General features: G+C 69.9%; 9 protein-coding genes, 1 other RNA gene and 2 pseudogenes. 5 read left to right on the plus strand and 7 right to left on the minus strand.

All coding sequences use genetic code 11. The features are described 5' to 3' along the window. Position 1: 1 nt before the first annotated feature. A complete protein-coding gene (locus AB3K78_RS08330; RefSeq protein ID WP_416447266.1) occupies positions 2-1,924 on the minus strand; it encodes a VaFE repeat-containing surface-anchored protein in 1,923 nt (640 codons plus the stop codon). A gap of 202 nt (positions 1,925-2,126) precedes the next feature. Between AB3K78_RS08330 and AB3K78_RS08335 the strand changes: the two genes are divergently transcribed. Then, entirely contained in the window at positions 2,127-2,489 is a 363-nt protein-coding gene (locus AB3K78_RS08335; RefSeq protein WP_416442315.1) for a nuclear transport factor 2 family protein, read from the plus strand. Positions 2,490-2,515: 26 nt separating this feature from the next. On the opposite strand, the gene AB3K78_RS08340 is transcribed toward AB3K78_RS08335, so the two are convergent. Next, positions 2,516-4,345: a sigma-70 family RNA polymerase sigma factor gene (locus AB3K78_RS08340; RefSeq protein WP_416442317.1), complete on the minus strand. Its 1,830-nt coding sequence runs from the start codon at positions 4,343-4,345 to the stop codon at positions 2,516-2,518. A 135-nt stretch (positions 4,346-4,480) separates the two neighbouring features. Further along, positions 4,481-5,056, minus strand: a complete 576-nt coding sequence (locus AB3K78_RS08345) for a VanZ family protein (protein WP_416442319.1) — start codon at positions 5,054-5,056, stop codon at positions 4,481-4,483. Positions 5,057-5,298: 242 nt separating this feature from the next. Between AB3K78_RS08345 and AB3K78_RS08350 the strand changes: the two are divergent. Further along, positions 5,299-5,673, plus strand: a pseudogene (locus AB3K78_RS08350) (phosphatase PAP2 family protein); the annotation flags it as partial. Positions 5,674-5,891: 218 nt separating this feature from the next. Beyond that, a complete protein-coding gene (locus AB3K78_RS08355) occupies positions 5,892-6,665 on the plus strand; it encodes a diacylglycerol/lipid kinase family protein (RefSeq protein ID WP_416442321.1) in 774 nt (257 codons plus the stop codon). Positions 6,666-6,771: 106 nt separating this feature from the next. Here AB3K78_RS08355 and ssrA read toward each other — a convergent pair. Next, positions 6,772-7,144, minus strand: a transfer-messenger RNA (tmRNA) gene (gene ssrA / locus AB3K78_RS08360). A gap of 99 nt (positions 7,145-7,243) precedes the next feature. Continuing rightward, positions 7,244-7,879: a TetR/AcrR family transcriptional regulator gene (locus tag AB3K78_RS08365; RefSeq protein ID WP_416442323.1), complete on the minus strand. Its 636-nt coding sequence runs from the start codon at positions 7,877-7,879 to the stop codon at positions 7,244-7,246. Positions 7,880-7,994: 115 nt separating this feature from the next. Between AB3K78_RS08365 and AB3K78_RS08370 the strand changes: the two genes are divergently transcribed. Beyond that, positions 7,995-9,434 carry a purine-cytosine permease family protein gene (locus AB3K78_RS08370; RefSeq protein ID WP_416442325.1) on the plus strand — a complete coding sequence of 480 codons (1,440 nt, stop codon included), beginning with the start codon at positions 7,995-7,997 and terminating at the stop codon, positions 9,432-9,434. Next, the gene (locus tag AB3K78_RS08375) at positions 9,431-10,600 is read left to right on the plus strand and encodes a serine hydrolase domain-containing protein (RefSeq protein ID WP_416442327.1); all 1,170 of its coding nucleotides are present in this window, start codon (positions 9,431-9,433) and stop codon (positions 10,598-10,600) included. Before AB3K78_RS08370 ends, AB3K78_RS08375 begins: the two co-directional genes overlap by 4 nt. A gap of 147 nt (positions 10,601-10,747) precedes the next feature. On the opposite strand, the gene smpB is transcribed toward AB3K78_RS08375, so the two are convergent. Continuing rightward, positions 10,748-11,224: an SsrA-binding protein SmpB gene (gene smpB, locus AB3K78_RS08380; protein ID WP_416442329.1), complete on the minus strand. Its 477-nt coding sequence runs from the start codon at positions 11,222-11,224 to the stop codon at positions 10,748-10,750. 184 nt (positions 11,225-11,408) lie between these two features. After that, positions 11,409-12,511, minus strand: a pseudogene (locus AB3K78_RS08385) (ABC transporter ATP-binding protein). Positions 12,512-12,676: the final 165 nt, after the last annotated feature.

The following is a 12,676-nucleotide window of genomic DNA, read 5'->3' on the forward strand; positions in this document are numbered from 1 at the left end:
GTTACTCCGTCTCGGCGAGCTCGGCCCGACGGCGACGCGCGAGCACCAGGGCGGTCACCCCCGTGAGCAGCCCGAGCAGCGCGACCCCCGCGAGCACGGCGGGCTGCGCGGCGGACCCGGTGGTCGCGAGCGACCCTCCCGGCCCGGTCGTCGCCCCCGGCCCGGTCGTCGTCCCCGGCGTGGTCGTCGTCGGCGTCTGCACCGGCTTCGGTGCGACGACGACCGTCTGCGCCGCATCGTCGATATCCTCGTGCGTCGCCACCGGAGCGCCCGACGCCGACTCACCGCGATACAGCTTCTCGAACGCCACCAGCGTCTGCCCGTCGAACCCGGCCGGCACCACGAACGTCACCTCGACACTGCCGTTCGCCGCCGTCGGCGTGAACGTCTTCGACCCGGTGATGCCCGACGCCGAACCGTCCGACTTGCGCATCAGCTCACCCGACACCGTGTACTGCTGCCCCGGCGTCAGGTTCTTGTACGCGACCGTGTCGACCACGGTGCCGCCCGTGAACACGAGGTTGTGATCGCCATCGGCCTGATCCAGCAGCGTCGTGCTGATGGCGGGCTGCGCCGACACCACCGGCTTCGGTGCGACGACGACCGTCTGCGCCGCATCGTCGATATCCTCGTGCGTCGCCACCGGAGCGCCCGACGCCGACTCACCGCGATACAGCTTCTCGAACGCCACCAGCGTCTGCCCGTCGAACCCGGCCGGCACCACGAACGTCACCTCGACACTGCCGTTCGCCGCCGTCGGCGTGAACGTCTTCGACCCGGTGATGCCCGACGCCGAACCGTCCGACTTGCGCATCAGCTCACCCGACACCGTGTACTGCTGCCCCGGCGTCAGGTTCTTGTACGCGACCGTGTCGACCACGGTGCCGCCCGTGAACACGAGGTTGTGATCGCCATCGGCCTGATCCAGCAGCGTCGTGCTGATCTCAGGGACGGTCCAGTTCGCGTCCGCCGTGGCCGATGTGGTCGCCCCGCCGGGAACGACGAGCACCAGGCTCTGGCCGTGGCTTCCCGCGGTCGCCGTGCCTCCGGCGGTCTTCGGGGAGGTGATGATGTGCCCCGTGCCCGACGCGCCGGCCACCGTCGCGGTGATCGTGGTCGACCCGGCGGTCGTCGCATTCCGCAGGTCCAGGTAGATCTGCTGCCCGTCGACCACGTTGCTCGTGTCGATGGCGTCGCCGCTCGCGTCGACGATCGCCGCGCCGCCGGTCGCCGCGACCGACGCCTTGGCCTGGTTCGTCTGCACGGTGAAGGGACCCGAGATCCCTCCGGCCGGGAAGGTCCCCGAGGCCGGGGTCACGGACACGGTGATGGGATCGCCGACGGGCGCACCGGAACTCGCGTTCGCTCCGTTCACCAGGTACCAGTAGGCCGCCTTCGAATCGTCGCTGTTCCAATTCCAGGATGCGTCGAATGTGAGGTCCGTGTAGCGCCAGATCGCGTACTGGGTGGCCTCGGTCGCGTCGAAGAGCGAGATGCTCGGCAGCCCGGCGGCCTGGGCGAGCTCGGCCAGGCTCAGCGTCGGGTAGCTGTGCTGCAGCACCCAGTTCACCTTCCCCTGGATCACGGGATCCGTGTAGTGGTTGCTGCCGAGATAGCTCGAGGGATCGCCGACGACCCCGCTCTGCAGCGGTACTGCGCGGACGTCGTGCTCGATGCAATAGGCGTAGAAGTCCGGCGTTCCCGGGCTGTTCGGGTTCGCAGGAGTCTGCAGGTAGATGCCGTGGTACGCGGTGCCGCCCGATCCCGGCACCGTCTTCCCTACCCAGACCGACTGTCCGTTCGTGATCGTCGCGGCGTTCGCCGCGGTCGCGAACGAGGGAGCGATCAGCGCGACGGCGGCGAGCAGCGCGACCGCCCACCAGCGCCCGCGCGGCCCCGCTGCCTTCGAGATTCCAGATGCCATGAAGCGTCCCCGCCTTCCTGTTCGGTGCCCGCTGCTCGCCTGGCCTCGCCGGCGGCGCGGGTCGGGTCGGGAGCATCGCAACGCGAGAAATCTAACTTTCACGTGAAATTTTGTATAGCCTTCAAGCGAATCGGGGCGGTCCCGATCGTCGTTTGACCCCCGAGCGGGGGTCACTTCGTCGGCATCGTGCCGCTCGCCGATCGTGCAGGACGTCGATGCGCGCGTACGATCTCGCCATGACCGCAACTCCTCCTCCCCCGTCCAGGCGCTCGTCGACGCCATCAACGCCGCCGACGCAGACGCATTCGTCGCCGCCTTCACCGAGGACGGCACCGTCGACGACTGGGGCCGCGTGCTCCGCGGCCCCGACGGCCTCCGCAGCTGGGCCGCGAGCGATGCCATCGGCGCCGGCGCTCGCATGACCGTGCTCGAGTCCACGACCGATGGCGACACCACCGAACTGCGCTTCTCCTGGGAGAGCCGCGTATTCACCGGCGTCAGCACCGCCATCGCCACCGCACGCGGTGGGCGGCTCGAATCGTTCAGGATCCTCCCCGAACGCTGAGAGCAGGTCGACGACCGCCGGCGACCTCAGGGCTCCGAGAGCTCGAAGGCGAGCTCGTCGCTCGGCCCCCATGGCCCCTGCACCGGCCCCGCGGGGTCGGTGACCGGCACCGCGTATCCAGCGACCTCGCCGAAGAAGCCGTCCACCGATGGACGGAACAGGAAGGTGTAGGTGCCGCCGGCGAGCAGGCGGAGGCGACGGATCGCGGTGCCGTTCTCGTCGAGCGGCACCACGGCCAGCTGACCGGTTCCGGCCGCCAGCACGACGAACATGGTCCCGTTCGGAGGGCCCTGGAACGTCACCACGAGTCCCGTGGTCTTCGCCTCGGCGAGGTCGAGCGCGGGTTGCCCGTCGATCCCGCGCACCCCAGGGGGCGTCACGGTGAATGTCCCGTGCTGGACCGCGGACCGGCGGGCGTCGGTGTACGCCCAGACCTGGTACTCGTAGGCGGCAGGATTCTGCAGGTCGAACGCGCGCAGGTCGAACGACCAGTCCCCCGTGTCCGAGGTCGTCGCCGAGTACGTCTGCCCGTCGAACGAGACCGCGATCTGCGCGCCCGGTTCGGTCTTGCCGCCGATCACCGGCGGCAGATAGCCCGAGGACGCGGCCGGAGTCGTCATCCCCGGCGAGAGCTCGTTCGGTTCCGGCTCCGGATCCGGAACCGTGCCCGGCTGCGCCGGTTCCGGCGGCACCGGGAGCACCGGAGGCACGGGATTCGGCGCGAACTCGATCTCGCGGATCGAGCTGTTGGTGTTGTGCCGGCCGGGGGTCGTGTCATCCGAGGGGACCGGGATCACCTCGACCTCGTCGGGTATCGTCGCGATGGGCGCGCGCTCCTCGGGCACGGGTGCGCTCGCCGTGGTCTCCGAGGTTCCGGGTTGCGACGTCGGTTCGGGGCGAGGTTCCGCCGCACCGCCGATGCTCCCCGTGAGCAGGGCGAGCGCGAACACCACCCCGGACGCCGCGAGGCCGAGGCCGCCCAGCACGAAGATCCCCGTCGTGCCGATGCCGGACACCGCTCCGAGCAGCAGTGAGGCTCCGCCGACCGCGGCAGTGCCGGACACGGGGAGGGCGGCCGGGACCGTCGCGCCGAGCGCAGCGAATCCGAGGCTCGAGAGCGCCGCCCTCTGCAGTGCGCTCGACGAACCCCGCAGGTCCGCGAGGAGTTCCGCGCACGAACCGCACTCCGGGAGGTGCGCCTCCACGAACCGGAGCTCGGGCCCGTCGGCTTTCCCGGCGAGGTAGTGCGGGAACAATCGCGCCGCGTGCCGCGCGTCGTCGCGGAGCGGCGCCGGCACTTGCCGGGTCAGCCACCGCAGCAGGAGGTCGGCGCGTGCCCGGCGGTGCAGCGAGGACACCGCGTTCGGCGTGATTCCCAGCTCCGCCGCGATCTTCGGGCGTGCGACCTCCTCGACCTCCGAGAGCCACAGCACCCGCTGCCAGCGTTCGGGCAGCTCCCGGAACGCCGCGAGCACCTCCGCCGCTCCGGCTTCGCGCTCCACGATGACGAGGCCGTCCTCGGCCGCGATCTCCTCGAGCTCCGGCACGACCTCGACGCGCTCGGACTCGCGCCCCCAGCGCATCGCCGTGTTGCGCATCACCGTGAACAGGTACGCACGGAAGGCGGTGGTGGGCCCGCTGTCGGTGGTGGTGACCTGCCGGTAGACGGCGAAGAACGCCTCGGAGACGAGATCCTCCGCGCGTCCGGGATCGAGGCGACGGCCGAGACGCAGCGCCGCACCCACGTGCCGGGACCAGAGCGCTTCGTACGCGTCGCGGTCGCCCCCGCGCAATCGCAACAGCAGCTCGGAGTCGCTCGCCGAATGCTCCGGCATCGCCGATCGTTCGTCGGTCATCGTCAGTCTCCCCCAGAGTTGGTGCGCACGAGCCGCCGAACTGCGCCGATGCACCGAAGCTCCCCCAGAGAGCTCCTCACCATTACATATGAGAGTCACCCTGGCCGGAAAGGTGTCGCCGAAAAACAGGAAAATTCAGATCGCCGCCGGTGAGCGCCCGTCGCCGTCCGACCAGCGGAACCGCTCGAGGATCCGCTCGCCTCCGGGCAGGAGCCCGAACAGCAGGAGCAGACCGTAGCCGATGACCCCGCCCAGGGTGTTGAAGATCAGATCGTTGACGTCGGCGACGTGACCGCCGCCCGCGAGATCCTGCACGGCGAGCTGCGTCAGCTCGATCGCGAGACTCGTTCCGACCACCGTGATCACCACCCGCCACCAGCGCGGGCGTCGCAGGAGGAGCGGGATCAGTATCCCGAGCGGCACGAACACGATGACGTTGGTGAGCGCGTCCTCCATCTCGTAATCCGCGAACGGCGCGAGGACGACCCCCGACCACCAGGGTGCGGGGTGCGCCGGAGCGCGCAGGAACACCGGGAAGACGGTGTTCGCCGCGATTCCGGCGACGAAGACGCCGAGTGCGGCCGCCACCGCCGCTCGCGGCAGCGAGAACCGGCCCCGCGCATGCAATCGCCAGCAGAGGAGCACGAAGACGAGCGCTCCGAGCGGAACCACGATCGGCAGCGCCGGAACCTCGCCGAAGGGATCGTTCATGATCGTCCAGCCTAGCGAGCACCTGCGCCCCGCGGTGGCGCTCGCCACCGCACCGCGGTCGCGGTTTCATCGCCGCTACGACGCGTTGCTAGCGTAGGAAGCGGAGGTGTCCGATGGTGAGGAAGAAACCCCGGGGACGGATGCGGCGCGCGGGCACCGAGACGCGCGCGCAGATCCACGCACTGGATCGCGCGGTGTACTCCGCAGTGGCCTCAACGCCCAGTCCCGTGCTGGATCGCTGGATGCCGAAACTCACGAACGCGGCAGACCACTCCGTGCTGTGGCTCGCGGTCGCGGGGGCGCTCGCGCTGACCGGCCGCAGCCGCCCGAGGCGCGCGGCGCTGCGCGGCGTCGTCACGATCGGAGCCACGAGCCTGATCGCCAACCAACTGGCCAAGCGCCTGCATCACCGTGAGCGCCCCCTGCGCGATGCCATTCCCCTCGGCCGGCTGTCCCGGCGCAGCCCGCGCTCCTCGTCGTTCCCCAGCGGGCACTCCGCGAGCGCGGCGGCGTTCGCCGCCGGAGTCTCCGCCGAGATGCCGGCGCTCGGCGTTCCGCTGCAGGCGCTCGCCGGGCTCGTGGGCTTCTCCCGGGTGGCGACGGGGGCGCACTACCCGTCCGACGTCGCCGCGGGCTTCCTCCTCGGGAGTTCGGTCGCGGCGATCGGGCGCCGGCTGGTGCCGCCCGTTCCCCTTCCCCCGAAGTCGCAGCCGCGCGAACTCGACCAGGTCGAGCCGCGACCGACGGGCGACGGGGTCGTGCTCGTGGTCAATCCCGCCTCGCACAGCGGGCGCGGCGCCGATCTCGCCAGGAGCGTGCGGCGGAAGCTCCCCACATGCGCGTCGTCGAGCTCGCGGCGGACGACGACGTCGAGGCCGTCATGGCCGCGGCCGCAGGGAACGCCCGGGTGCTCGCCGTCGCCGGCGGCGACGGGACCGTACGCGCGGCGGCGCAGGCGGCGATCGATCACGATCTCCCGCTCGCGGTCTTCCCGGCCGGCACCTTCAACCACTTCGCGCGGGCCGTCGGCACCTTCCCGGCGAACCGCACGGTGCAGGCGATCCAGCGCGGCGACGTCGGCCGGGTCGACGTGGCGTACGTCAACGACGAGATCTTCCTCAATACCGCGAGCGTGGGCGCCTACACCGACTTCGTGCGCATCAGGGAGCGACTGGAAAAGCGCATCGGCAAGCCCCTGGCCGCGCTCGTGGCGGTCTGGCGCCTGCTCCCGAAGGACCGATCGGTCGCGGTGACGGTGGACGGCCGGACCCGGGACTCGAGCCTCCTGTTCCTCGGCAACGGACAGTACCAGCCTCAGGGCTTCGCGCCGAGCACGCGGGAGGACCTCCAGGACGGCCTGCTGGATCTGCGCATCCTCGACGTGTCGACCCGGTGGTCGCGAGTCGTCGTGCTGCTCGCCACGCTCACGGGTCAGCTCGGACGCGTGAAACAGTACCACGAGGTCTCGGCACCGGAACTCGAGATCTCGCTGCCGAACGGGTCCGCGCGCGTCGCCCGCGACGGCGAGGTCGGCGAACTCGCCGATGTGCTCCGCGTGCGATCCGTCCGCCGGGCACTCACCGTCTACCGGGCTCGCCCCCGAGCATGAGGTTTCCGCCCGCCGGGGCGCGTTCGCCCCTGCCCCGGAACACACGCAGAGGCCGCCCTCTCGGGCGGCCTCTGCGCTGACGATTCCGCGCGTGATGCTCATGCCGCTGTGGAGCCGCGGGGAATCGAACCCCGGTCCACTTCGACGATTCCGTGCCTTCTACGAGCGTAGTTCGTGAAAGCGTTCTGCTCGGCCCCGTTCTTTGCCACGAACAGCTAGGACGACAGGCCCAGTCTCAGGAAAAGTCCCGATGCGCCCTGAGACGCGACGCATCGGCGAGCCTCCTAGATGACGCCAGGAAACCGGGGCGGAGGCCCACCCGACCTGACGGACTCGGTCTTACTGCTTAGGCAGCGAGAGCGAAGTCGGTGCGCTTAGCGTTGGCACCTATGGTTTGCGAAGGGCGTTTACGAGATAACTCCGCGTCCTCGGCCCGCTTCTCACGGTCTCAAATCGACGTGTCGAAACCGATCGGCCCCGTGTGCGGTCTTCCGACCACCGGGGCGGCACATCACGCGCTGTGGAATTGTCAAGATCCGGCAGAACCGGAACCTCGATTCTAGCACCGCGGGCTGCGGTCACGCCAGGCGCGCCACCGCCGCGTCGAGCTCCGCACGCTCGAAGCCGAGCGACCAGGCGACGACGTCGCTGACGAAGCCGGTGAAGGCCTCGCCGACGAACGGGCCCCGATCGTTGACGTATCCGCCGAAGCCGTCGATCGCCATGAAGATGCGGATGCACGCGGTCAGCGGGTCCGGAGCCACGAAGGTACCCTCCGCGACGCCCTGATCGATGAGGGCGATGAGGTCGTCCCGGTCGAGCGCTTCCTGCGCGTCGACCGCGCGAGCGAGCGGCTCACTGAAACGGGACAGGTGCCGCGCGTTGAGCCAGAGCCGGGCCAGGTCGTCGGCGCTGCGGCTCTCGATGCGGTGCACGATCCCCGCGATCCGCTCCAGCGCGGTTCCCGAGGTTCCGAACATCTCGTCCCGCTCCCCCGCGATGGCGAGCTCGAAGGCCGCGATCACGAGGTCCTCGGCGGCGGGGAAATAGTGACTGATCAGGCCCGGACGCACATCGAGCCGCTCGGCGACGGCGCGCAGGGTGATGCGCTCGAGCCCGTCTTCGAGGGCGATCGCGGCCGCGACGGAGAGGATCTCGGCCCGCCGCTCCGCGGGCTCCTTCCGCACGCGTCCGCGCGTTCCACTTGACACCATGCCCGCAATCATATTGGAATAGTGACCAACAGCCCATTGGCCCCATGACCAATAGCACTGCCGCTCGTTCTGGACCACGCGATGCTGCCCTGGGCTGCTGCCGAGAGGAACCCGAGTGACGAAGCCGTCCGCCCCAGCCCCTGACGACACGTTCGTCGACGCCGCCAGCCAGCCCGAGACACGAGGGATCGAGCTCATCGCTCCCTCCGAACGGCACGGCAAGGCTCGCGAGCTGTTCGCCGTCTGGGCCGCGCCCAACGTCAGCGTGCTCAACTTCACCATGGGCGCCACGCTCACCCTCGTGCTCGGTCTCGAGATCTGGCAGGCGCTCCTCGTGATCCTCGCCTCCTGCCTGCTCTGGATCCTGCCCGGCATCGTCGCCGTCAGCGGCCCCGCCGCCGGCACCTCCGGATCGGTCATCACCCGGGCCATCTACGGCATCCGGGGCAACCGGATCGTGATCGCCTTCTACGGCTGGTTCATCTCGGGCGTCTTCCTCGCCCTCAACTGGGTCGCCTCCACGTTCATGGGCGTGGAGCTGCTGCGCCGCATGGGCCTCGACAACGAGCCGCTCGCGATCATCGGCGTGACCGTCGTCGTCTCGGCGATCACCGTGCTCGTCGCCGTCTACGGACACGCGCTGATCCTGCGCGCCTACACGGTCGTCACGACCGTCCTGCTCGTGATCTTCCTCGTCGTCACCGGATTCCTGCTCCCCCACATCGATTGGGCCTTCACCCAGCCCGAGCCCCTCAGTGGACACGATCTCTGGGTGTCGCTCTGCGTCGGCTTCGCGATCCTGGCGTCCACCCCACTCTCGTATTCCAACAGCGCCGACCTGGCGCGCTACCTCCCCGCCGAGACGAAGCCCGCGAGCATCATCGCCGCGACAGCGCTCGGGGGCGCGATCCCCTGCTTCCTCTTCACCGGCTTCGGCGCACTGCTCGGCACCGCCGTCACCGCGGACGCGCTCGATCTCGGCATCGAGTACTCCCTGCTCGATATGATCCCCGGCTGGCTCGGTCCCGTCTTCGTACTCGGCGTGGTCGTCAACACCATCGCGCTCAACGGCATGACCACCTACACCTCGAGCATGGTCTTCCAGTCGATCGGCGTGCCCATCAAGCGCATCCCCTCGGCGATCCTCATCGGCGTCCTCGGCACCGTCTTCACCATCGTGCTCGCCATGTCGACCTCGCTCATCTCCGCGGTCAACCTGCTGCTGCAGTTCCTGCTCATCATCTCGGTGCCGACGATGGCGGTCTACGTCACCGACATCCTCCTGCGCAAGCGCCGCTACGACGCCTTCGAGCTGTTCGAGGAGTCGAAGAGCGGTGCCTATTGGTTCGCGAATGGCTTCGGTCTCGCCGGACTGCTCTCGGCCGTCGTCGGTGGTGTCGCGACCGCGCTGTTCCTCTCGACCGACATCTGGGTGGGCCCGCTCGCCGAGGCCGCCGGCGGACTCGATCTCTCGGTCCCCATCGGGCTCATCGTCTCGGCCGGCCTCTACGTCCTGCTCGCCCGCCCCGCGATCCGCAAGGAGGTCGCCGCGTGAGCACGGACACCGGCCCCCACCCCGCCCGCTACCCGGGCGCACCCGCGGGTCAGCCGACCCTCGAGACCTGGCAGGAGGCGCCGCACAATCGCTGGGCGTTCGCGAACCTCGCCGAGATGCTGCCCGTCGCGACCGTCTCGCGTCGCTGGCCCGCCACACCGGCCGAGGCCACCGTGTGCCTCGACGCCATCGCGAGGCGGGTCGACGCGCTCGAGGATCGCCTCGAGCGCACCCACACCGACGCGCTCCTCGTGCTCCGCGGCGCCGAGGTCGCCGCGGAGTACTATCGGCCCGGGTTCGCGCCCGACCAGCGCCACCTCCTCATGAGCGTGTCGAAGTCGCTCTGCAGCACCGTCGTCGGCGCGCTCGTCGGCGCGGGCCGGATCGACCCCTCGGCCGCGATCACCGAGTACGTTCCCGAGCTCACGGGATCCGTCTACGACGGCCCTACCGTGCAGCACGCGCTCGACATGGAGATCGCGATCGACTACAGCGAGGACTACGTCGATCCGGAGTCGGAGGTGCAGACCCACGACCGTGCCGCCGGCTGGCGGCCCGCGAAGCCCGGGGACCCGGCGGATGACTACGCGTTCCTCGCCACCCTGCGCGGCAACGGGTCCGTGGGCGAGTTCCAGTACTGCTCGGCGAACACCGACGTGCTCGCCTGGATCGTCGAGCGCGTCACCGGCTCGCGCTATGCCGAGGCGCTCTCCGAGCACCTCTGGTCGAAGATCGACGCGGACCGCGACGCCACCATCACGGTCGACTCGACCGGCTTCGGGTTCGCGAACGCCGCGATCTCATGCACGGCGCGTGACCTCGCCCGCGTCGGACGCGTGATCCTCGACGGCGGCATGGCGCCCGGCGGGCGCGTCGTCCCGGAGGAGTGGGCCCGCAGCGTGCTCGCCGGCGGCTCCACCGAGGCCATGACCTACGCGGGATTCACGGGCGAATTCCCGAACGGCAGCTACACCCGACAGTGGTGGTGCACCGGAAACGAGCGCGGAAACGTGAGCGGGATCGGGATCCACGGCCAGAACCTGTGGATCGATCCCCCGACGGACTCCGTGATCGTGAAGCTGTCGAGCTGGCCGGAGCCGCTCTCGGACGAGCTCGATGCGCTGCAGAACGCGCTCCTGCTCGACATCAGCCGAGCGCTCGACTGACGGGGAGCGATCGGCGGGAGGCGGCGCGCAACTCCGTTCGCAAGCCTGGCGGGTTTGGCGGGAGCGGCCAGCGCGAAGCGCCGGCCGCGGATGGATCGGCGCGCGAACGGAGTTGCGCGCCGCCTCCCGCCGATCGCTGAGACGCCTCTACTCGCCGAGGTGCTTGCGCGCCGCGATCGCCCGATCGGCCTCGCGCCGATCCTGGCGCTCGCGCAGCGTCTGCCGCTTGTCGTACTCGCGTTTGCCCTTGGCGAGCGCGATCTCGACCTTGGCGCGGCCGTCGAGGAAGTAGAGGCGCAGGGGCACGATCGTCATGCCGCCCTCGCGCGTCTTCTGGTAGAGCTTGTCGATCTGCTGGCGGTGCAGCAGCAGCTTGCGCTTGCGGCGCGGGGCATGGTTGGTCCACGAGCCGTTGAGGTACTCGGGGATGTAGGCGGCGTCGAGCCAGGCCTCGCCGTGCTCGATGAAGACGTAGCCGTCGACGAGCGACGCCCGCCCCATGCGCAACGACTTGACCTCGCTGCCGGTGAGCACCATGCCCGCCTCGTAGGTGTCGATGATGAGGTACTCGTGCCGAGCCTTCTTGTTCGACGCGATCAGCTTCTCGCCGGTTTCCTTCGGCATGGCACTCCCCCTTCTTCGAGCGATTCCGTGTGCGGACCGAACCTCCAGCTTAGCGTGCGGGATCCCTCCCCGTCTCGGGAGCGGGCACGATTCGCGTGATTCGCCGGGGCGCGAGAGCGCGAACGCCTCCGACCGCTCGGCGATCGGAGGCGTTCGGTGGCCGGAGGCGTTCGGCGCCGCCGGGTCAGCTCTCGCGCGACTCGGGGGTCCCGATGCGTTCGCCGGTCTCCACGTCGAAGAGGTGCACGCGGGCGACATCGGGCACGGCGGTGACGCGCTCGCCCGCGTTGGCGTGCGCGCGGCCGTCGACGCGCACGACCAGGTCGGTCTGCGCACCGGCGATCTCGCTCCGGCCGTAGAGGTAGCCGTCGGCGCCGAGCTCCTCGACGAGGTTCACGTCGATCTCGAGGCCGGCGGCGCCGGCCTCGCCCTGCGAGAGGTCCTCCGGGCGGATGCCGACGGTGACCCTGCCCGCGGTGATGGCCGCGGCAACCTCGGGAGCGAGCGGGATCGTCGCGGACCCGAGCACCAGGCCGGCCGCGGTCACCTCTGCCGTGAAGAGGTTCATGGCGGGACTGCCGATGAAGCCCGCGACGAAGGTGTTGCGGGGGCGATCGAGCAGCTCGCGGGGGTACCGACCTGCTGGAGCACGCCGAGCTTCATCACGGCGATGCGATCGCCCATGGTGAGCGCCTCGGTCTGGTCGTGGGTGACGTAGACGGTCGTGACGCCGAGCTCGCGCTGCAGCGAGGCGATGCGGGTGCGGGTCTGCACGCGCAGCTTCGCGTCGAGGTTCGACAGCGGCTCGTCCATGAGGAAGACGCGCGGCTCTCGCACGATCGCGCGGCCCATGGCGACACGCTGGCGCTGACCACCGGAGAGCGCCTTCGGCTTGCGGGAGAGATACTCGGTGAGGTCGAGCTGCTCGGCGACCTCTTCGACGCGGCGCTGACGCTCGGCCTTGTCGACGCCGGCGATCTTGAGCGCGAAGCCCATGTTCTCGGCGACGGTCATGTGCGGGTACAGCGCGTAGTTCTGGAAGACCATCGCGATGTCGCGATCCTTGGGCGAGACATGGGTCATGTCCTCGCCGCCGATCATGATGCGACCGCCGGTCACCTCTTCCAGGCCGGCCAGCATGCGCAGCGCGGTGGACTTGCCGCAGCCGGAGGGGCCGACGAGGACGAGGAACTCGCCGTCCTCGATGTGGAGATTGAGGTCGGAGACCGCCGGCCGGTCGGTTCCCGGGTACTGCAGGGTGATGTTGTCGTAGACGACGCTCGCCATCGAGGTTTCCTTTCGTTCCACCGGCAGGCACGTGCCGGACGATCCGTAGTGTGAGCGAAATGCCGGCCTCCAGCGGCCGACCTGCTCAGTCTGCCACAGCTCGTGCCCCGCGCGGAGGCGAAATGCACCGAGTGGCGGCAGAAGGCCCGTATCCGGAGGGATACG

Origin of the sequence: Leucobacter sp. HNU (assembly GCF_047946755.1) — a bacterium.
In the GTDB taxonomy this organism is placed as follows: domain Bacteria; phylum Actinomycetota; class Actinomycetes; order Actinomycetales; family Microbacteriaceae; genus Leucobacter.

Excerpts from the sequence above, each read along its gene's own strand:
- AB3K78_RS08355 (WP_416442321.1), top strand. The coding sequence starts at position 5,892 with ATGCGCGTCGTCGAGCTCGCGGCGGACGACGACGTCGAGGCCGTCATG.
- AB3K78_RS08345 (WP_416442319.1), bottom strand. The coding sequence starts at position 5,056 with ATGAACGATCCCTTCGGCGAGGTTCCGGCGCTGCCGATCGTGGTTCCG.
- smpB (WP_416442329.1), bottom strand. The coding sequence starts at position 11,224 with ATGCCGAAGGAAACCGGCGAGAAGCTGATCGCGTCGAACAAGAAGGCT.
- AB3K78_RS08330 (WP_416447266.1), bottom strand. The coding sequence starts at position 1,924 with ATGGCATCTGGAATCTCGAAGGCAGCGGGGCCGCGCGGGCGCTGGTGG.
- AB3K78_RS08365 (WP_416442323.1), bottom strand. The coding sequence starts at position 7,879 with ATGGTGTCAAGTGGAACGCGCGGACGCGTGCGGAAGGAGCCCGCGGAG.
- AB3K78_RS08340 (WP_416442317.1), bottom strand. The coding sequence starts at position 4,345 with ATGACCGACGAACGATCGGCGATGCCGGAGCATTCGGCGAGCGACTCC.